The 20,103-nt window shown below is 62.5% G+C and carries 20 protein-coding genes and 3 pseudogenes; 7 read left to right on the top strand and 16 right to left on the bottom strand.

The annotated features are described in order from the left end of the window. Positions 1-66: 66 nt before the first annotated feature. The 5 genes and pseudogenes from ACVW1B_RS10725 to ACVW1B_RS10705 all read right to left on the bottom strand — a co-directional run. On the bottom strand, positions 67-369 hold the full coding sequence (locus ACVW1B_RS10725; protein ID WP_253610088.1) for a hypothetical protein: 303 nt from the start codon (positions 367-369) through the stop codon (positions 67-69). After that, the gene (locus ACVW1B_RS10720; RefSeq protein WP_456821598.1) at positions 366-704 is read right to left on the bottom strand and encodes an adenylate/guanylate cyclase domain-containing protein; all 339 of its coding nucleotides are present in this window, start codon (positions 702-704) and stop codon (positions 366-368) included. Before ACVW1B_RS10720 ends, ACVW1B_RS10725 begins: the two co-directional genes overlap by 4 nt. 46 nt (positions 705-750) lie before the next feature. Continuing rightward, positions 751-861: pseudogene (locus tag ACVW1B_RS10715) on the bottom strand (SAM domain-containing protein); the annotation flags it as partial. 46 nt (positions 862-907) lie between these two features. Continuing rightward, positions 908-2,350, bottom strand: coding sequence for an FAD-binding oxidoreductase (locus ACVW1B_RS10710; RefSeq protein WP_253609031.1), 1,443 nt, complete (start codon positions 2,348-2,350; stop codon positions 908-910). A gap of 888 nt (positions 2,351-3,238) precedes the next feature. Continuing rightward, a pseudogene (locus ACVW1B_RS10705) lies at positions 3,239-3,988 on the bottom strand (MFS transporter); the annotation flags it as partial. A 106-nt stretch (positions 3,989-4,094) separates the two neighbouring features. Here ACVW1B_RS10705 and ACVW1B_RS10700 point away from each other — a divergent pair. Both ACVW1B_RS10700 and ACVW1B_RS10695 read left to right on the top strand, forming a co-directional pair. Further along, positions 4,095-4,340, top strand: a pseudogene (locus ACVW1B_RS10700) (AMP-binding protein); the annotation flags it as partial. A gap of 64 nt (positions 4,341-4,404) precedes the next feature. Further along, positions 4,405-5,583, top strand: a complete 1,179-nt coding sequence (locus tag ACVW1B_RS10695; protein ID WP_456780768.1) for a class I adenylate-forming enzyme family protein — start codon at positions 4,405-4,407, stop codon at positions 5,581-5,583. Between the two features lie 10 nt (positions 5,584-5,593). Here ACVW1B_RS10695 and ACVW1B_RS10690 read toward each other — a convergent pair whose 3' ends face one another. Beyond that, positions 5,594-6,646 carry a hypothetical protein gene (locus ACVW1B_RS10690; RefSeq protein ID WP_456792127.1) on the bottom strand — a complete coding sequence of 351 codons (1,053 nt, stop codon included), beginning with the start codon at positions 6,644-6,646 and terminating at the stop codon, positions 5,594-5,596. After that, positions 6,643-7,284, bottom strand: a complete 642-nt coding sequence (locus ACVW1B_RS10685; RefSeq protein WP_253609033.1) for a TetR/AcrR family transcriptional regulator — start codon at positions 7,282-7,284, stop codon at positions 6,643-6,645. The genes ACVW1B_RS10690 and ACVW1B_RS10685 overlap by 4 nt, the downstream gene beginning before the upstream one ends. 89 nt (positions 7,285-7,373) lie before the next feature. Between ACVW1B_RS10685 and ACVW1B_RS10680 the strand changes: the two genes are divergently transcribed. The 5 genes from ACVW1B_RS10680 to ACVW1B_RS10660 are packed head-to-tail and all read left to right on the top strand — an operon-like array spanning position 7,374 to position 12,723. Next, complete coding sequence (locus ACVW1B_RS10680) at positions 7,374-8,564, top strand: CaiB/BaiF CoA transferase family protein (RefSeq protein ID WP_456780771.1); 1,191 nt, start codon at positions 7,374-7,376, stop codon at positions 8,562-8,564. Continuing rightward, positions 8,561-9,778 carry an ABC transporter substrate-binding protein gene (locus ACVW1B_RS10675; RefSeq protein WP_253609035.1) on the top strand — a complete coding sequence of 406 codons (1,218 nt, stop codon included), beginning with the start codon at positions 8,561-8,563 and terminating at the stop codon, positions 9,776-9,778. Before ACVW1B_RS10680 ends, ACVW1B_RS10675 begins: the two co-directional genes overlap by 4 nt. Before the next feature lie 16 nt (positions 9,779-9,794). Further along, a complete protein-coding gene (locus tag ACVW1B_RS10670; protein WP_456780772.1) occupies positions 9,795-10,568 on the top strand; it encodes a crotonase/enoyl-CoA hydratase family protein in 774 nt (257 codons plus the stop codon). Further along, positions 10,568-11,584, top strand: a complete 1,017-nt coding sequence (locus ACVW1B_RS10665) for an NADPH:quinone oxidoreductase family protein (RefSeq protein WP_456780773.1) — start codon at positions 10,568-10,570, stop codon at positions 11,582-11,584. The genes ACVW1B_RS10670 and ACVW1B_RS10665 overlap by 1 nt, the downstream gene beginning before the upstream one ends. Continuing rightward, on the top strand, positions 11,581-12,723 hold the full coding sequence (locus tag ACVW1B_RS10660; RefSeq protein WP_456780774.1) for a CaiB/BaiF CoA transferase family protein: 1,143 nt from the start codon (positions 11,581-11,583) through the stop codon (positions 12,721-12,723). Before ACVW1B_RS10665 ends, ACVW1B_RS10660 begins: the two co-directional genes overlap by 4 nt. A 1,024-nt stretch (positions 12,724-13,747) precedes the next feature. Here ACVW1B_RS10660 and ACVW1B_RS10655 read toward each other — a convergent pair. From ACVW1B_RS10655 to ACVW1B_RS10615, 9 genes are all read right to left on the bottom strand, one after another. Further along, a complete protein-coding gene (locus tag ACVW1B_RS10655; protein WP_258769898.1) occupies positions 13,748-13,873 on the bottom strand; it encodes a hypothetical protein in 126 nt (41 codons plus the stop codon). 261 nt (positions 13,874-14,134) lie between these two features. After that, positions 14,135-14,536, bottom strand: coding sequence for a host attachment family protein (locus ACVW1B_RS10650; RefSeq protein ID WP_456780775.1), 402 nt, complete (start codon positions 14,534-14,536; stop codon positions 14,135-14,137). A 44-nt stretch (positions 14,537-14,580) separates the two neighbouring features. Continuing rightward, complete coding sequence (locus ACVW1B_RS10645; protein ID WP_456821597.1) at positions 14,581-15,159, bottom strand: Na+/H+ antiporter NhaA; 579 nt, start codon at positions 15,157-15,159, stop codon at positions 14,581-14,583. Continuing rightward, positions 15,110-16,450, bottom strand: a complete 1,341-nt coding sequence (locus ACVW1B_RS10640) for a Na+/H+ antiporter NhaA (RefSeq protein ID WP_456821596.1) — start codon at positions 16,448-16,450, stop codon at positions 15,110-15,112. The genes ACVW1B_RS10645 and ACVW1B_RS10640 overlap by 50 nt, the downstream gene beginning before the upstream one ends. Positions 16,451-16,480: 30 nt before the next feature. Next, positions 16,481-17,548, bottom strand: a complete 1,068-nt coding sequence (locus ACVW1B_RS10635) for a sensor histidine kinase (RefSeq protein ID WP_456780777.1) — start codon at positions 17,546-17,548, stop codon at positions 16,481-16,483. A 689-nt stretch (positions 17,549-18,237) separates the two neighbouring features. Then, positions 18,238-18,447: a hypothetical protein gene (locus tag ACVW1B_RS10630; protein ID WP_456821595.1), complete on the bottom strand. Its 210-nt coding sequence runs from the start codon at positions 18,445-18,447 to the stop codon at positions 18,238-18,240. Continuing rightward, complete coding sequence (locus ACVW1B_RS10625; RefSeq protein WP_456780779.1) at positions 18,444-18,632, bottom strand: hypothetical protein; 189 nt, start codon at positions 18,630-18,632, stop codon at positions 18,444-18,446. Before ACVW1B_RS10625 ends, ACVW1B_RS10630 begins: the two co-directional genes overlap by 4 nt. Positions 18,633-18,921: 289 nt before the next feature. Beyond that, positions 18,922-19,230 carry a hypothetical protein gene (locus ACVW1B_RS10620; protein ID WP_456821594.1) on the bottom strand — a complete coding sequence of 103 codons (309 nt, stop codon included), beginning with the start codon at positions 19,228-19,230 and terminating at the stop codon, positions 18,922-18,924. A gap of 282 nt (positions 19,231-19,512) precedes the next feature. Beyond that, on the bottom strand, positions 19,513-19,974 hold the full coding sequence (locus ACVW1B_RS10615) for a winged helix-turn-helix domain-containing protein (protein ID WP_456780781.1): 462 nt from the start codon (positions 19,972-19,974) through the stop codon (positions 19,513-19,515). Positions 19,975-20,103 lie beyond the last annotated feature (129 nt).

The raw sequence follows: 20,103 nt of genomic DNA, 5'->3' as shown, positions 1-20,103 counted from the left end.
GTCAGGAATGCCCACCCGCCGAGCCGCGCCGCCAGACCATGCCGTGCAGCGGCGCATCGGAAAGCGTTATGGGCCGACGCGGTGGACAATGCCGGCTTGACCCTCGTCCTCGCGAGGGACAGCGGGGGCCGCCGAAACCAGCTTGACGCCGAGCACAGCCGCCGGCGCAAGGTCGGCTCGAGGTATGATCGCCGCGCCATCGTGCATCGTCCGCCAGGTCAATTCCGCCTCTAACCGCTGCGCTGCCAGCCGACTGGCAGATAGCTCGGCCATTTTGCGCTGCCTCTCCTCGTCAGACAACGCGGCGCTATGGTCGCTGACTTCGTCGATCTCGACGGCAAGCCGTGAAATCAGCGCGTCCTTGTTCATCCTGCGCCTGACGACATGCCGCTGAACGCTGTTGCCACCGCAAGTCCCGCCCGGACAGCTTGCTCTGCCGCATCTTCGCTTGCGCGCGGCCAGCCGAAATAGGCCTGCACTCCGTCTCCCAGAAACTTCGCGACGTGGCCCTCCAGTCGCGCAATCTCTCCCGCCACCGTGTTCGAGTAGGCCCGCATCACCTCGCGCAGCTCCTCGGGATCTAGACGGCGGCTGAGGTCGGTCAAGCCGACGAGGTCGACGAACATGAGCGTGAGCTGTCGGCGCTCCACCGACGCGGCGGGCCGCGCCCGCCGCCAGGTCCGCTGGTAGCAGGCCGATTGCATCGAAAAGCTTCCGCCGGTGGCCGACGGCCTGGACTCCAATCTCCTTGAGATCTTCAACCGTCAGGTGGGGCAGGATCTCAAGGTCAATTCCGTTGTCGCGGAACGTCTGCTCATAGGATTGCAGACGCAGGCTGCGCAGCCATTCTCCGATGTCCAACTTCGTCTCCGTAGTCCCCTCGATTGCGGATCCCCTCCTCTTCTTGTCAGGCGGCCGGTCGCTGTGCGGCGGACGGCCTGATGTTCTGGTTTAGCCGGAACAGGTTGCCGGGATCGTACTTGGCCTTCAGCGCGGCAAGACGAGCGTAGTTCGGGCCGTAGGCGCCGACTACGCGATCGGTCTCGTCCTCCGGCATGAAATTGACGTAGACGCCGCCGGTTGCGTGAGGCGCGGTCTCAGTAAAGAGCCTGCGCGCCCAGGCGATCGAACGTTGCTCATCCGCCGGATCGCGCCATCGCGTGTGAACGTTCATGACAAACTTCGCATCGCGGTGGGGGAACGCCGTGGCGTCGACGGCCTTACGACCGGTGGCGCCACCAAGCTGACCCATGAAAATCTCGCACTCCCCGGTCGGCAGGCTTGTCGTATGGCTCACCAGCGTGTCGAGAAGACCGTCGTTGAGCTCAACGAAATTGTGCGACTTCCAGTAATTACAGGCGCCGGGCGTGAGCAGTGGGTCAAACGCGGTCTGCCAAGCCGCGAAGGGCTGCATGCCGATCACGTCAGCGATCGGCTCTCCGAGCGCGCGCAGCGGCTCTAATGCATGCTTGCCCTCGTTCTCATCTCCCGCATAGCAGACGGCGAACGCGACGATCTTCTTGCCGTGAACCTCGGCGGGCAAGAACGGCAGCGGCGGCGCCTGCCTGAGCACCACCCACACCGTCAGTTCGTCGGGCGCCTTGGCGGCGACGTCGCGATAGCCCGCGAGCAGCTCCTTCGCCCGCGCAAAGGGGTGGACGATGAGTCCGGCCAGAACCATCGGACCAACAGGATGCAGGCGGAACTCGAACGAACTCACCACCCCGAAATTGGCTCCGCCTCCGCGCAGCGCCCAGAACAGGTCGGTATTCTCGGCGATGCTTGCCCGGACGAGCTCGCCTTCGGCCGTCACCACGTCGGCCAAGATCAGGTTGTCGGCGGCAAGCCCGAACTTGCGGCTAAGCCACCCGAAGCCGCCGCCCAGCGTCAATCCCGCAACGCCGGTCGTCGAGTTGATCCCGAGCGGGGTGGCGAGGCCGAAAGCTTGCGCCTCCTTGTCGAAGTCGCCAAGCGTTGCCCCCGGGTCCACGCGCGCGGTGCGGTGAAATGGATCAACCCGGACGGAGCGCATCAGCGAAAGATCAATCAAGAGCCCGCCGTCACAAACGGCATTGCCCGCAATGTTATGGCCGCCGCCGCGCACGGCGACCAAGAGGCCGTGCTCACGCGCAAGCCGTACGGCACGAATGATGTCTGCGGCCCCTCTGCAGCGCACGACCGCGCCTGGGCGGCGATCTATCATCGCATTCCAGATCGTGCGTGCTTCATCGTAGCCCGGCTCCTCGGCCAGACAAACGTTGCCTCGCAAGGTTTGGCGAAAGGCGGCAATTGCATCGCTTTCAAGCGTAGTCGCCCCGCCCTGCAGCGAGGCCAACCGGATCTCCGTCATGGCATCTCCTCCGTGACTAGTGGTCAGTATTGCAGCAGTCCGCTTCATGCTCTTGGACAGATCGGCAAAGGGGCGACCACCGCCCACGGCTCTTGCAACCTTGACGGCGCAGGATCGCCCGTTGCATGCCGCTCGAATTGCGAACGACAGATTTCCGCCTGGAGGTTAGTCCTCCGGCAAACGAATGGTTCTGCGACAGAATGTCTCGCGGATGAGGAGCGCCTACAACCCCGCGCAGGTACCGGCAAACGAAACCCAGAAAATCCGGTCCGCAGAGGGAACTTCGGGGTATCGGAACGGATGGTATCCGCTCTGGCCCCGATCGCTGAAGTCAATTCGCCGGCCGATGTCCGCTTTGCGCGCCAGCAGCTACCACTTCTCGCAAGTCAGCTCATGGCCTTCTGAGACATGCGGGGCCGGCTGAACGTCCGGTTTGTGCCAAGAGCTGCCTTCCTTCGACTGTGAGGCTTGGGCCTACCCGGCTCCGACCTTTCTGCACGCTGCAATGCGCCACAATAGTCACCTGGCAGAAGCAGGATGAAAGTCTGACCGCGATTCAGGATAAGTGGATGGTCACAACTTTGGAGAGTGCCCGGCTATGAAAGGAAGCGGAGAACTGCCCCACCCAAACCTACGCCAAACCACGCGGTAGCAGCCGTTCCCACTACTCCCCACTCTATCATTTCGATCGACGTTTCGCCGTTGCAAGGACAAATCTTGGAGGTCTGACGGACAAATCCCGACGGTATACCCGCCGCAATTTTTCGGTCTTGAATTCACAGGAAAATTTGCACGGGCCGGAGGAGTGGCTACTTCGGCAACTATCGGAGTCGATCGACAAAGCGAGGCGTTTGTTGGGCATACGCAGTGTCCCTCCGCACCGACTTTCTACTCCACGGATACCGACCTATTGGATTGCGTCCCCCCCGCCCATAGCAGCGCTAATGGACCCAACAGAATCCCGGCTGCGAGAACGGTGAACACCAGCAGCCAACCGCGCGCACTCTGCGGTCCGCCCGCAGCGTCGAGCGCGACGCCCGTCCCCCAAGCACCGACGGCTGAGAGCCCGAAGCCGACGGTGGAGTGCAGAGCCAGCGTCGCACCACGATGCTCGGAGACGGCCGCAGCGGACATGCCGGCCGTTAACGCGCCGGAATCCGCCGGTACTGTCAGGCCATAAATCAGCAGCAGCAACGCGAGCACCCACGCAGGCGCGGTCGCGTTGAGACCGATGATGATCGCAATGCACGCTGATGCAATCATCACAATCGTGATGGCGCGATGTCGTCCGAATTTTAATGCGGTCTCGTTGCCGAGGATGCTGGCCGGCATCGAGATCACCGCGAAGCAGAAGCTCATTAGCACGGGCGTCAACCACGAGGGTGCGCTTTGATGAGCGACGACGAAGGTCCAGAATCCGACCAGCCAGGTACGAATGCCGTACAGCTCGAAGCAGTGGGCTCCATAACCGAAGATGTAACCGAGAGCCTCGCGGTTTGAGAAAGCGGGCCCGAAATTCAACAGCCGCCCTGCCTTCGGAGCGGGCCGACGCCCCTCGATCAGAAGACATGCGATCACCATCGCGATGGGACCGATGCCCGTGCTGTAGAAAGCGACCCGCCAACCCCAGCGATTTGCCTATTGGCCTGCGGATAAGACGCGGGCCATTATCGACGCCAGCATCGGGACTGCGCTCGCCACGACGGCCGCTGAGGCTCCAGATCGCATCGCGCTGATCGAGGTCGTGCCGGCATCTGTGCCTTCGCCGGCGGGCGCCGCACAAACCGATCGGCGCTGGACGTACGCTCAGTTGCAGGACGACGCGAGCCGCTGCGCGAGCTGGCCGGTGGGGAAGTTCAACACGGGCGACCGCATCTGCGTCTGGGCACCGAACGTGCCCGAGTGGGTTGTGTTGCAGTACGGCGCCGCGCTCGCTGGCGTGATCCTTGTGACAGCCAATCCGGCATTCAAGCCGAGCGAGCTGGAGTTCGTCCTGCGTCAGTCCAAGGCCTCCGCCCTCTTCCATCTGTCGAGCTTCCGCGGCGTCGACACCGGTGCCGTCGCCCGCGAAATGGAGAAGATCGGCCTCAAGTGCTACTCCTTCGAAGGGTGGCTCGAGGAGATCCGGAGCGCGCCGGCTACGAACCGAGATCGACCCGGGACATGCTGCGCAGATCCAGTACACGTCTGGAACCACAGGCCGTCCCAAGGGCGCCCTGCTCCATCACCGCGGCCTGGTGACGAACGCGAGCTACATTGCGGCCAAGGCCGGACTGGAAAACGGCGTCTTGCTCAGCCCGATGCCGCTCTTTCACACGGCGGGATCTGTGATGAGCGTTCTCGGATGCATGACATCGCGCGCGACACTAATTCTACCGCTGTTCTTCGATCCGCCTACGGTCCTGCAGGCTATCGAAGCGAGAAAAGCCGAGATCATGTTCGGCGTTCCGACGATGTTGCTCGCGCTGATCGACGCTATGAAGACCGCACCGCGCGACCTTTCGTCGTTGCGCGTCGCGCTGTCCGGAGGCGCTCCGGTCTCCCCGGAGATACATCGGCGGGTGAAGGAAGCGCTTGGTCTTCCCGTCCTTACGGTCTTCGGCCAGACTGAACTCAGCCCGATTGTCGCCCAGACAAGCGTCGACGACCCCGAGACGGAGCTTGTCCACACCGTCGGAAAGCCGCTCTGGAATGTCGAGGTGCGGATCGCTGATCCGATCGATCTACGGGTGCGGCCGATCGGCAGCGAGGGCGAGATTCAGGTCCGCGGCTATCAGACGATGATTGGCTATTTCGAAGCGCCCGAGGACACGCGCCAGGCCATCGCGACGGACGGGTGGCTGCGCACAGGTGACCTTGGGACGCTTGATGAGCGCGGGTACCTGCGCGTCACCGGCCGGCTGAAGGACATGATCATCCGCGGCGGAGAGAACATCTATCCGGTCGAGGTCGAAGCCTGCCTTCTGCGGCATCCCGACGTCGCCGATGTCGCAGTGTTCGGGGCTCCGGACGAAAAGTGGGGAGAGGTCGTAGCGGCCGCCGTCCGCCTGTCACCGAACGCGTACGGATGCGCGGAGAAGCTGATCGAGCACTGCCGCGGGGCGATGGCGCACCACAAATCGCCGACGCTCTGGTTCGCCTGTACCGAGTTTCCGCTGACTGCGTCCGGCAAGGTCCAGAAATTCAGGCTGCGAGAGGCGTTGGCCGCCGGCACGCTCGACAAACTGGATTAGCGAACGACCTTCAGCGGAAGCGCCACGCCCAGTATGCGTCGCCCCGATCCCGCCGCTCAGTGACGTCGATCCTCATGAAGCGGTCGTGCGCCAGCGCGGCGCCGACCCAGAGTTCGTTCCAGGCATCGAACACCGACGGCGAGAGGTTCTCTCGTTCCGACATCAGACGCCACGACGTCTGACGGACGGTGAAGGCGTTTCCGTCCTGGCTCAGTTCGGCGTCGTCGCCCTGCCCGCGCGCGATCCGCGCGAACGCGTTCGCGAAGCCGGCAGCGCCCGGCTCGACGCCGCCGAGGTGCGTCACGACTTCGTCGAAAGTATGCATACCGATCAGCCTGGCCGCTGCGCCAGCTAGATGCCCGCCCTCGTCCGGACCGAGAGTAACGACGGCCTCCGGGACGATCGAAGTAATGTACTCCATCGAGTAGTTGCGTAGCACCTTGAGCAGCCGTTCTTCGGGCCAGGTATTTTCGGGAAGTTTGGGCGCACGCTCCGGATCGAAGGCCGGGCAACGCTCTCCCGGCGAGAACTGCAGCCGCTCCTCGGGAGCCAGGTCGTGATCCCACTCCTTGTAGTAACCCTCCAACCCGGGCTGCCCATCGACGGTCTGGCCGGTGCAGACGAAACCCAGTCGCGGATTGCCGAGAACGACGCCGTTGTTGGCGTGCCATCCCCGTAGCATGGCGCGCGATACGTCGGAAGGGATCCCGCAGATCGCCGTACCCGACCAGATCCATCGCGGCGGCGGGTACCGGACCCACGCCTTTTTGTCGCTTTCGTAGACGTATTCGACCTTCACGCCGCCGACCTGATTGGACAGGTAGTGATACTGTGCGCAGGCCAATGCGTTCGGCAAACCGTCAAGTCCGAGTTTCTTCAGACCGGGAAGGAAGCGGGCCAGTTGTTGACGGCGGAAGGTACGGAAAACGATTTCTGCCGCGCGCTGCGGCCCCGCTTGCGACGACACCTTGAGAATGAGGCCAGTCAGGTAGGAGTGATAAATCAAGTCTATGGCGCGATACGCTGCGACATCAGCGGCTGTTTCGTGGCTCTTTGTCTTCACTTCTTCGCCTCCAGGCCAGCCGTGACGAAATCGGCGATCGATTGAGCCAGCTTCTTCTTGTTTGCCTGCGTCTCGCCGTCGCGAGGTTGATACCAACGCGACGTCCAGTTCAACGCTCCGAGCAGCGGCTTGGCCGCGAGCTTCGCATCGACGCTGCGGAAATCTCCGGACGCCACGCCTTCCTTGATGACGCGAATGTAGAGATTCTCGTTGGCTTCTCGCAGCGCGGCCACTTCCGCGAGTTCCGCTCGTTCGCTTTCGTTGGTGCGCTCGAGCAGATGCATTTCCAGTCCCTGGGCGATCACGCGGAGGTACGGAAGGTGATCGATAACTAGCAGCGTGTGCGCGAAAGCCATGCCGTGCAGCCGCTCTCGCGGGGCGACCTGCAATTCGAAGGGCGGGCGGATTGCCGCGTTGGTCAACTCCATCCCACGGCGATGGACCGCAAAGAACAGCTCGGATTTGCTCCGGTAGTAGTAATAGATAGCGCCCTTGGTCGAGCCGATCTCGTCGCTCACCCGGTCAAGCGAAGTCGCGGCAAATCCCTGCCTCATGAACGCGCGCGCGGCCGCGTCCAGAAGTTCGACGCGTCGGTCGCCTAGCGGTTCCCCTACCTCGACCTTGCCGATCTTGCTCAATGATCTGCTCTCCCCTGAACGAGGTTGACAGTCAAACATACTACTCAGTATCCTGCAACATACTACTGGGTATCTAAGGAGGTGCCGCCATGCTGGACGACTACGCCGGCGTACGCGTGCTTGACGTCAGCCAGGGCTTTGCTGGCCCTTATTGCGGCGCGATCCTCGCGCGAGGTGGTGCGTCGGTGATCAAGGTCGAGCCTCCGTCGGGCGACTGGGCGCGCGCAATCGGCGGCGCCGTTGACGGGCACACGGCTTTCAGTCTGGTTCCGAATATCGGCAAGCGCGCCGTCTGCATTGATGGAATCAGAGAGCAAGGGCGCGCCCTCCTGGTGAGGCTCGCCAAGAGCACCGACATCGTCATCCAAAATTTCCGGCCGGGCGTCGTCGATCGTCTTCAGATCGCTGACCACCAGTTGCGGCCCGACAATCCGGATCTCATCTACGTCTCGATTCTCGGTTTCGGGGCCGGCCCCTACGAAAAGCGACCAGCCACCGACACCATCATTCAAGGCTTTACCGGAATGATGGAAATGAATCGCGACTCGCAAGACACGCCGCGACGCATCGGAATGTTGGCCGTCGACACGGCTGCCGGCGTCTATGCAGCGCAACAGGTAGGCGCGGCCCTCTATCGCCGCCTCACGAAGCGAGGCGGGCAGCACGTCAAAATTTCGCTGGTCGAGGTCGCCGCGGCCTTTCAAGCCATGCCGATCGTCGACGACGCGCTGCGCCGCCGCGGCCAGCCGAATGTGCCCTTGAGTGTGCCGATCGGAACTTTCGCGACTGCGGACGGGCACATCAATCTCTCCTGCGTGTCAAACGCGATGTTCCATGGCATCTGCAAGGCGCTAGGCAAGGCGGATTGGATCTTGGACCCGAGATTCGTGACGGAAGCTGGACGTCTCGACCATGCAGGCGAGATCACGGCGGAAGTCGCGCGTATCCTCCATACCAGGCCGAGCGTGTACTGGATCGAGGCGTTCGAACGGCACGACGTGCTGTGCGGTCCCGTGCAGGGCTATCGAGAGTTTCTCGACGATCCGCACGTCCGTGGTTCGGGGCTGCAGGCGACGCTGCAGGGCGGCGCATTCGAAGGGCTGCCCCTTACGCTGCTCCCCGGCACGTCGGCCGCAGGCACCCGCCTGCCCGCTCCGCCCCGGCTGGGCGAACACACCACGGAGGTGCTCGCGGAGCACGGATATTCGCAATCAGAGATCGATCGTTTCATCGAAGACGGCACGATCGTTCAGGCAAAAACCGAAGGGAGAAGACAATGAAAAGAAAATCAATCGCCGCATTGGGGGCTGCCTTGGTCGCAGGCTTCATGTCGTCCTCGGCTCTCGCCCAGGTATCGGACAATGTCGTTCGCATCAGCATTCTCAACGACATGACGGGAATCTATGCCGATGCGGGGGGCAAGGGATCCATCGTCGCTGCCGAACTCGCTGCGGAAGACTTCGGCGGTAAGGTCGCCGGCGCGATGATCGAGGTCGTTTCAGGTGACCACGCCAACAAACCCGATATCGCATCGAACCTTGCAAGAAAGGCCTATGACGCCGAAGGAGTCGATGTAATCGCGGACGGCGGCTCGTCCGCGGCGGCTCTGGCGATGCAGAACGTCTCGCGCGAGAAGAAGAAGATCATCTTGCTGTCGGGCCCGGCGACGGCGGAGATCACCGGCAAGGCTTGCTCGCCTTACAGCTTTCACTGGATGTACGACACCTACGCACTCGCTGCGGCGCCCCCGGAGGGCGTCCTGAAGCGCGGCGGAGACACCTGGTTCTTCATCACGGCCGACTACGCCTTCGGCAAGTCGATGGAAGCTGAAGCGACGAAGCGGATCCAGGCCGGCGGCGGCAAAATCGTAGGCGGCGTCCGTGCACCGCTGGATACGCCCGACTTCTCATCGTATCTGCTTCAGGCGCAGGGATCTGACGCCAAGGTCATGGCGCTGGCGACCGCGGGCAGCGACACCAGCAATGCCATCAAGCAGGCGCAGGAATACAAGGTTATCGGCCCGAACACGCAGGTCGTCACGTTCCTGATGTTCATCAACGACGTAAACGCCATGGGTCTGAAGGACGGACAAGGCTTGATCTCGTCGACGACCTACTATCACGATCTCGACGACGGTAGCCGAAAGTTCGCAAAGCGCTTCTGGGACAAGATGGGCCGGCCGCCGTCCATCGTTCAAGCCGGCGTCTACAGCTCGGTCCTGCACTACCTGAAGGCGATCGCGGCGACAAACACGGATGACGCAGACAAGGTCGCTGCGAAGATGCGCGAGATGCCCGTCGAAGACGGATTCACCCACGGCGCAAAAATCCGAGCCGACGGTCGCCTGCTACGCGATCTCTACGTGACCGAGGTCAAGAAGCCCGAGGAATCAAAGGGGCCTTGGGATTATTGGAAGATCGTTGCGACAATCCCGGGCGATAAGGCCTGGCGGCCGGTCGAGGAGAGCAAATGCCCGTTGCTCAAGACCCACTGACCCAAGGAGGTTGAGCATGGCGGACGATCCGAAGCTGTTGGTCGAGAACGACGGCCTGGTCACGATCATCACCATCAATCGTCCGGCGGTCCGCAACGCTCTCGACAACGAGACTGCCGCGGCGCTTGCGAAGGCGCTGCGGGGCTTCGACCGCGACGAGAGCCAGGCCGTCGCAGTCCTGACCGGCGCCGGTGGGCATTTCTGCGCGGGCGCGGATCTGAAGGAGCTCGCTGCGGGCCACGAATACAAGCCATGGGCCGGCGATCCGGACGGCCCATGCCATGGCATCATGTCGAAGCCCGTGATCGCCGCCGTTGCGGGCTACGCCTGCGCGGGAGGCCTCGGGGTCGCCCTTAGATGCGATCTCCGCGTCGCCGAGGAGACCGCCACCTTCGCCGTTCTTTCCCGGCGATGGGGTGTTCCGATGAGCGATGGAACGACCGTTCGTTTACCGCGCCTCATCGGCGCCGGCCGAGCGCTCGACCTGCTTCTGACGGCACGAAAGGTCTCCGGGACGGAAGCACTTGCGATGGGGCTGGCCGACCGGCTTGTCCCGACAGGCAAGGCTCTGAGCGCGGCGGTGGAGCTCGCGCGTCAGATTGCTGCGTTTCCGCAGATCGCAATGCGGTCCGACCGTATGTCGGCCATCCGTCAGTGGAACCTCTCGGAGAAGGACGCCATTGCTCTGGAGACCGAGCTCTCCGTTGAAGCTCGCGCCAAGGAAGCGCAGGCCGGGGCCGGTCGCTTCGCCTCCGGATCCGGCCGCCACGGTCAGGTAGGAAAGAATTGATGATGCGCGCGGTGATAGGACATCGCTTCGGCGGGATCGACGACCTCGTCTACGACGATACAACCTCACCGGCAATCGAGCCCGGTACTATCCGGGTTTCGGTGCGAGCCGCGGGCGTGAGCTTCGCGAACCTCCTGTTCATCGCCGGCAAGCATCAAAACCGGCCGAGTATTCCGTTCGTACCCGGCACCGAGATCGGCGGCGTCGTCAGCGAGATCGCGTCCGACGTCCGGACCGATCTCAAGGTCGGCGACCGCGTCTGCGCTGGTCTTCCATCCGGCGGGTTCGCCGAAGAAGCGATCGTTGATGCGGCCAATGTCTTCCGCATCCCCGATTCCTTGAGCTTCGAAGGCTCGACACTTTTCCCGACCATCTACGCGACGGCTTATGCCGGCCTTAAGTGGCGCGCGAACCTTCAATCCAGCGAGACCCTGCTCGTCCACGGCGCGGCCGGCGCCAGCGGTTTGGCCGCCGTCGAGGTCGGGCGCGCTTTGGGAGCAACGGTCATCGCGACCGCTGGAGGCGAACGGAAGATCGAAGCGGTGAAGCGGTACGGTGCCGATCACGCCATCGACTACCGCAGAGGCGGATTCCGGGATCGCGTGCTGGAGATCACCGGCGGCCGGGGCGCTGACGTCGTGTTCGATCCGGTGGGCGGCGACGTTTTCGACGAGTCCCTGCGCTGCGTCGCTCCGCTCGGGCGGTTGATTCCGATGGGCTTCGCCGCGGGCCGCATTCCGGAGATTCCCGCGAACATAGTCCTGGTGAAGAACCTCACCGTGATCGGTCTATACTGGGGATTCTATATGGCGTGGGGCAAGACTAAGGCGGATGCCGCGCTGCGTGAGAAGGTCCGCATCCTTTACGGAGAGATGTTTGACCTCTTCGAAGCCGGAAAATTACGCGCGCCCGTCGACGGTTCGCTGCCGCTGGCGGACTTCGCTACAGCGATGCGCCGCGTCGAAAGCCGGGAGGTCGTCGGCAAGATCGTCCTGATACCGGAGCAACGAGCATGACCGCGTCCTTGCAGCCAACCCACGAAGCCCCGTTTCGCGGACTGCGCGTCCTCGACTTCGGTCAGGGCGTGGCTTCGCCGTACGCGGGCTATCTCCTCGCCGCCAACGGCGCCGACGTGATCAAGGTCGAACCTCCTGAAGGCGATTGGTCGCGTCGTCTGGGTACGACCTACGGCAGTCATTCGGCATTGTCGGCCGTCTACAACCGTGGCAAGCGCAGCCTCGTTCTCGACCTCAAGAAGCCCGAGGCAATCGCCACCGCGCGCAAGCTGGCGGCAACAGCTGACGTGTTGGTCGAGGGCTTCCGTCCGGGGGTGATGGATCGCCTCGGCCTCGGATACGATGCGCTGAGCCGCGACAATTCCCGCCTCATCTATCTCTCGATCAGCGGCTTCGGACAGGACGGCCCCTACGCGCAGCGCCCCTGCTCCGACTCCGTCGGCCAGGCGTTCGCCGGCCTTGTCGCGGTCAACGTGGGCGCCGACGGGATCCCGCATCGGGTCGGGGCCACGCTTTCCGACGTCTGCACCGGTCTATATGGATTTCAGGCCATTTCGACCGCGCTGTTTGCCCGCAATGCGGTCGGCAATGGCCGGCACATCGACGTCAGCCTCTCGCAATCGACCGCAGCGCTGCTTGGTCACAAGTTCGCGGAACACGTTCTCGAAGGCGGCGCGCCTCGCCTCCTCAACGTGCCAGCCGGCAGCTACCGGACGAGCGACGGTTGGATCATGGTCACTCTTGTGACGGAAGCGCAGTACGGCCGGCTGTGCTCCGCCCTGCAGCGGGAGGACCTTGCCAGGGATCCGCGGTTCGCCAGCTTCGCGCTGCGCGCCGATTGTGCCGACGAACTCGCCGCCGAACTTCAGAAGGTCTTCCCGACCGACACCACGGCGTCATGGCTCAAAAGACTTCATGCGTCGGATCTCATCGCGGACCGGATTCTGAACCCTTCTGAATGGGTAGCCAACGAACAGGTCGAGGCCACCCGCGGCGCGCTGCGCACAGAAACTCCTAACGTCGGAGGCGTTGTGGCGGCACGAACCCCAGGAAAGGCGGCCGACCTCGAGGGGGATCTGCGTCCGGCTCCAGATGTCGGACAGGACTCCGCTACCATCCTTTTGAGCGGCTGGAGTTGAGCTTTGCCGTGATACCTCCACGACACAAACGCGGCCGCGGGAAAGCTTCACGAGCGGGAGCCTAGGTGTTCGGAGACCTGCTTTCCGCTGAGGGGCATCGATGCGACCGCGCCGTCTACGAGAACCACTCTCTTGATTGTCTTTCCTTGAACAAGCATTCGAGCCACCTCGCCAACGTTTTTCCATGGATTGGCGTCCGCCGCGGCGACTGGCCGCCCGCCTTTCCAGAACCACGCCGAATACACGCTGGAATGCGCAACGTTACTGGCTTAGCGAAAGTAGAATGACAGCTTGATGCGATCAGGTTAAGTGAGGTCACGACTCTGGAGAGTGCCCGGCTATGAACGTAAATGCGGCGTGCCCAACTAAACTCTACGCTAAAGCACGCTGTAGCGGCCGTTTCCACTACTCCCACTCAATCATTAAGGACGACGTTTCGTCGTTGATTTCCAAGAACAACTCTTCAAGTTTGACGGACAAATGCCGACGGTATACCCGCCGCATTTTTTCGGTCTTGAATTCACAGAATAATTTGTGCCGCTCGGAATATTGGCGATTCCGCTACCTATCGGAGTCAATCGACTGAATAGCTCTGCATACGTAGCGGAAATCGACACTGCTCGTACTGGCACGTCGTCGGTTCATATACCGTCAGAGATCGGGAAGGCGCTGGTTTGGTCGTCCGATGGTCCCCTACGCCGCTCACCCCCACTACTGCGCGCTATCGAAGCAGGTCCGCTTTCCGCCAAGACCTGCCGAGGCCGCTTCTGCGAAGCGGTTCGAAGCGCCGGTGCTTTGCAACCACGCGGTGAAGGGAGCGCGGCCTTGACTGCCACGTCATCCGACTCCACCGCTTTGGCTGAAATCGTGCAGATAGTGCTAGTGAGCTCGTTATTTACTCTGTGGTTCCACTCACGAAGAAGCAACGATCCATCGGGATTCGGTAACGGTGCAATGCGCTTTGTCATTTCAGGCGCCCACGATCTTTCTCTCTGGCACGTGCCGCGAGACCAAGCAGGGAGCCCTATGGCTCCACGCCGCGGCGCTCCAATTCGGTCTTTAACGCGTCAAAGAGGATCTCGGTTGGCACCATTGCAAGGCTCGTCCAGAAGATGATCGCGGCGCGTGAGGCGATTAGGTAATAAGTCATGCGGAGGCGCCTCCTAATGCGAGATGCCGGTTAGTCGAGAGATTGGAGCGTGACACCGAGCAGTCAGCAGAACCTTGCTTCCTCTTGATGCTGCTTAGAATGCCAGAGGCCACTTTTATTATCTTGTCCATTGTTGATCCATTTAGAGGGTTTGGGTTGGTTCAGATTGGTCGAGAGCATTAGTCGTCGCCGGTAACTTTGAGTTATTCGCGCGGGTTATGACTGGACTGACTTGCGCCAGCAGCCGCTTCCAGAGGCGCGTCAGGCGTCAGCGATCAATGAGGCGATGTCCTCGAGCGGACGCCGGCTGAAGTCCTTCGCGAACTCGCCCATGATCTTGCCTCTCAGGTCGCGGTGGAAGTGCTTGCGCATCTCCCCCAGGGTCCTGGGGTCGGAGACGACGACCAGGTGTTTTATGGTCCCGTCCAGGCTGAGCTTGTTAAGGTACGCGGCCGTAGCTGCCGCGAAGTCGTCCTCGTCAAGCCGCCTGCCATCGGGGTTGGCGGAGCCGGCGTGGCGCACACCCGAGCCTGAGTGGGCGGGCGCAGGCGGAGCCGCCGTGATCTCGACCAGATGCACCCCAGGTTTCACGCCCGTATTGCGGAACAGACGGACTGTCTCGCCGTCAGCGACTGCTACTGTCGTACCGGTAGGTAGAATCATCGAAAGATCTCCTGTTCACGATCCTGCATAAACGCCCGGCGGGGCTATGATACTTGCATACTGGCGGCCTGCTGCGCCTCTTCGATAAGCTCCTGACGCGAAGCTCCCCAGAGCAGGGCAGTCCCAACGACGGCCGAAAGAATCGACGCAGCGAACACGGCGATCTTGGCGGCCGAGAAGTCGGAAGCGCTTGGAAACGCCTGCCCGGCGATAAAGAGCGACATCGTGAAGCCGATACCAGCGAGGGCTCCCGCCCCGGCCAACTGCCGCCACGTGTACTCTGCCGGCTTGACGGCTATGCCTGCGCGCACGGCCGCAGCAGCCATGAGGAACACGCCGAGCGGCTTTCCTATGACGAGGCCAGCAACGATCGCGGCCATGAGCCGGCCATGCCCAACAAAGACGCCCGGATTGATCGCCACGCCCGCATTCGCCAGTGCGAAGATTGGGAGGACAGCGTAGCTCGATCGCGCGCCGGCGTGCCGCAGCAGCCGATCGGCCGGCGATTCAAGTCTGTCGAAGATTGCATCGAGCGCGTGCAGCGCCGGGGTGGAGGGGCCGTGCCTGAGAACCTCACCCTCGTGCCGGGCCTCGGAGGCGATGATGGTGCTGGCCTGCGTCATCAGGGCAGCCAGGTTGGCGGGCGGGCGCGTGGGAAACGAACAGCGCCAGTACCACGCCGGCCAGCGTCGCGTGGAGACCGCCCGCGTAGACGAATGTCCACAACGCGATGCCCAACAGGATGTAAGGCGAGAGAAGGTAGACTCTTGACCGGCTCAGCAGCGCCAGCGCGACGACGACCGCCGCGGCGGCGGCCAAGTATGCCGGATGGATATCGCCGGAGTAGAACACAGCGACGACGACGATCGCACCGATGTCGTCGACGATGGCCGCCGCGGTGAGGAAGATGCGCAACTCGACGGGAACGCGGGCGCCCATCACGGCGATTAAAGCAATCGCGAACGCAGTGTCGGTCGCCATTGGAACGCCCCACCCGTACGACCACGGCCCCGCAGGGATGACCAGCGCGAACAGAAGCGCCGGCACGACCATGCCGCCGAGCGCGGCGGCGATCGGAAGCGCTGCGGAGCGGCGGCTTGCGAGATGACCAACTGTCATCTCGCGCTTCACTTCCAATCCCACGACGAGGAAGAACACCGTCAGTAGGCCGTCGTTGACCCAATGGAGAATGGACATCTGAAAGGCTGCGTCACCCAAGCTCACGCCGAGCTCTTGGCGCCAGAGCGCCTCGAACGACGGCCCGACCGGCGAGTTCGTCAAGACCACCGCCGCCACGGTCGCGAGGACCAGCAAAATGCCGGCGGACGGGCCCCAGCTCGCGAAATCCAGGGCTGCCGTACGGACGCGGTGGCCGAGCGTGCCAAGCATCGCGTCGACGAGAGAGCTCTCGTCCCACGGTCCGTCGTAGCGCCGGCGGTTGATGTAGAAGGTCGGCGTGAATCTCACCCCGCTCGCACGTGAGCTTGCGACGTCCGCCTCCACCCTTGCTCTCGCGCGCCGCACGGCGTCGCTGTCGCCGAGCGCGAAGTTGGCGTTCACGCCAAGATCGGCGGCCACCGCGACGAGGTCATCCTCTGTGAGCTGCATCGACCTCGTCATCAGCTTGATGTGCGCGGACCAGAACGCCTCTGGCGTCTGGGCAAGCTCGGCGAGCTCGGCGGCCCGAAACGAAAGGCTGTTGTCCGTGAGCGGCCTATGGCGGAAGGCGTAGCAGACGCGGTCGCCAAGTTGGTCGCGTGCTTGCGCGATGCGCTCGTTGGCAGCCCTGCAGTGCGGGCACGCGTAGCTGCCGTACTCGACGAGCGTGATCTCGGCATCGGTGGGACCGAGCACGTGGTCCCTCTCGTGGTCGACCGGACGGTCGAGGCGGCCGGGCGGGATCATGAGCTGCATCGCTGAACCGATCTCAGGTGTTAGCGCCGGCTACGAAGTCGGCGCAGCCGCTGCTGGGTTGACGACGTGGAATACGCCGCCGTTGGGTGACGGCGTGTACGCGATCTCCGCGCCGACGATACGGCCGGGGAGCCCAGCTGCGTGCACGCGCGGGAGGAAGAGGCGCACCAGCGTGCCGCCGCCCCGCTCGCTCTCAATACAGACCGCGCCGCCTCGTCCCTCGGCGAAGCGCTTGACCTGGAGGAGCCCGAGGCCGGTGCCGCGGCCCGCGGCCTTTGTCGTGAAGTACGGGGTGAATGCCTGCGAGAGAACCTCGTCGGGCATGCCCTCCCCGTCGTCGGCGACGACGATCTCGACGAATCCCCAGGCCGTGCCAGCGGAAGGTTCGACGTTCCGCGCCGCGACGGTGATCGCGCCGCCTCCAGGCATGGCATCGGTCGAGTTTCGGCAGAGGTTCAGCAGCGAGAAGTACAGCTCCTCCGGGTCAGCGTCGAAGTCCCACAAATCAGGGGCGATATCGGTGCGGACCGTGATGTCGGAACGCAACGCCTGGTCCAGCGAACCCGCCAGCGCTGCGAGGCGGTTGCCTGCGACGAACCCGCCGATCGACTCGGGGTATGGTCGCGCAACGTCGAGGAGCTGACGACTGAGCAACGCTGCTCGCGTGATCGCGTGCTGCATCTTGCTGATGATGGCCTTTCGGTGTGCGGCGTCGCTCTGGCACTCGAGCAGCCGCAGGCCGCAGTCAATCACGGCGAGAAGGTTGTTGATGTCGTGGACCGCGAACTGCGCCACGTCTCCGATCGCCCTCGTTCCCTCCGGCCTGCGGGAGGAGAACACGCCGCGCGTATCGGACCGTGGGAGGGGCCGGCGCAGAACCCCGGAGATCTCGCCATCGCGCCCGACGAGCGGGATCTCGACGCACCTGGACGCGATGAGATCACTGCCGTCATCGCAGACGCTCCACACCCTTGCGCTGAATGCGCGCTGCACTCCAAGCACGACGCCGGCGCTGTCCGCGAGCACGACGACATCCTCCAACGGAGGGCTCTTGACCACGCCGAAGAAGGAAACGTCGGTTGTCTCTTTGATCTGCATGTCGGACCTCCTGGCTTGGGATCGTTCAATGGAACGCCGACTTCGGCCCCTACTCGAGGGCGGGCGACGACGGCTCGGAGATTGAGTCTATGACAGTCAAAAGGAAAATCACCTCTCGCCATGGAGTCGATAGCCGACCGTTATCGGGATGACTGAGAGACGCTTGGCGCGCGCTTCGACGACTCTCCATCCGTCTTTTGCTCATCGACTGGGCTTCCCGCACTCGTCGAGTGCACTACGCCCATCCGATCCAGCGCCGTTGCCCGTCGGCCCTAAGGAGGGGCGGCCGGTCCTCGGGAGGGAAAGGACCGGCCGCGGGCGAACCACGGCGAAGGGGCGATCGCCGTGCGCCGAGCACTTGGGAAGCTGCCTGCCTCCGTGAGGCAAAGTGGTATCCGACGAGGAACGTCGGTGCGAGTGAAGCAATCCAAATCTCAACAACTCTTGCCGAATGCGTACGCCAGCGAGGCCGCTGATATCGATCGAGATCGACAGCCTTTCGGCCGCGGCGCGCCAATTGAAAACGCCGCTGCCAACAGTCAGCCGCAATATCTTCGAGGTTGAGTCCCACCTGTCGACAATACTGATCAACCAAGCTGCAAGCCCGTCCTTAACCCAAGCGACGATCTTCCAACACTCGCGCCATGATATACTGCGCTCCGAGTTTGCGAGCTCGTCGACATTTCACCTTAAGTAGCCCGGCCATTCTCTTGACCGATCACGCAGCGCCATGTCGCAAGACGCTCAGTCGGATGCTGATTCATCCAGTTGGCAAGCTGCGGTGCGCCCATCAGGCAGGATTGCATCGAGACGTCAGCGAAGTCAGAGGTGGTGACGGTCTGCTCGTGGCAATTTTCCGGAGAAGACAAACTGCAGAGCACGGCGATGATCGCGATCATGATAGGCCCCCCTCGCCGTGATGAACGTCTGCGCCGCTGCGCATATGGCTCGCGGATGCCTCGTCCAGCTGCTCGCGGACGGGCTCAGATGGCGGAAAGACACTGTCGTAGATCGCTCGGGCTTCTCGAATAAGGCGAGCTCGCTCCCGCTCGGACTTTGAGACAAATCGAATAACCTCACCCACGTTTTCACTCCTGTTATACTACGCTACTCATTTCATCCGGCGCCGCAGCGATCTGCGAAAACCTTCTTCGTGTTGGAGCGGTGAAATCGACCTAGGTCATGTTCAACCTCGTTCAACAACACTCCGACGGGACTCAACGAGGCGTTAGCGTCAGAGCTGTCCTCAACCGGACGGCCCGAAGATGGGAGCGGTGACGCGGTGATGATTTGAAACCACATCCAGGTGGTTATGAGCGGGAAGATAATCACCTGCAGACCTCGTGCATCGCATTGTCAGAGAATAGTGAGGGTCAGCTGACGCATTTCGTCGCGGACAGATGTTTGAAAGCGTCAATCACGGAATCGATCGCAGTTAACACCCGCGCGCCGTCGACGCGGCCCGCAGCGACTTGCTGCCGCATCACGGTCTCATACGATGAGGCGGCGTAGGTGCGACAAGTCTTCTCGTTGTCGGTCGCATTATCGGGTTTGTTGTGTACAGTCGCCGAGACCGCGCGAGCGCCGTGAACATTCTTGTTTAACGTGGACTCCGCCGCAAGCCCGGGAATTGTAGATGCATTGATCAGAGCAGAAACGATGAGAACAGTGACTCTCCTCATGAGCGGACTCCAGAGCGCGAGTTGTTGCGAGGAGACTTACATTTCTGCCGGTCCATCTTCTATTGCACATGGGTTGTTCAGGGTGCGGCTGTAGTTGCGCCACATAAACCTTGGCTTAGAAGAGGCGAGTGACGGTTTCGGGTGCCAGCCGAGGGGCCGCCGCCCTCACCCTCCTAGCAATTTGACGGGCTCCAGGAGTTGACGAGAATGTTCGCTACAGTGAATGCCTCACCCGTACAGTGAATGCCTCACCCGAATTTCCTGGTGCTTCGCCAGTCGCGCTCAATTCTCGTGAGCGGATACAGCGACTGAGGCGACGAAACAGTAACCGCGTCCGGGAATGTTGATGATGAAGCGATTCCCATCCTGACCATCACGCAACGCGCGACGCAGCGCTGACATATGAACCGTGAGGTTAGCGGGCTCAACGAAAACATTGGGCCAAACGCGAGCCATCAAATCCTGCTTGCTAACCAACTCTCCGTGGCGTTCAAGCAAGGCAATCAGGACTTCCAGAGCACGACTTCCAAGAGGCACGGGCTCGTCGCCTTCCAGCAAAAGGTACTGCGCTCGAAGCAGGCGAAACGGTCCGAACGAAGCTTCTATTGGCGTTGCGCCGGCTGGTTCGGTTCGTTTCTCGAAGAGTGGACTGGCTGCATTCGGACACTGAACGACACGTCCGACGAAACGCTCCGGTTCGAGATGAAACCTCTCCAAGCGTCGGAAAGCTGCAGTCGATCGCATAATGACCTCGCTTGCTTCGACAGGGCTAATCCCCGCACAGATGTTGGTGACTTGTAATCTGACAGGTTGGAGCGCTGCGAGCTATTCCGCGCAGGTGGCGCGCAATGACAGATTTGGCTGCGTTGCCTA

The sequence above is a fragment of the Bradyrhizobium sp. USDA 4502 genome (assembly GCF_054063355.1).
Note: the sequence above shows the minus strand (reverse complement) of the source record. Positions and strands in the feature narration are given on the sequence as shown.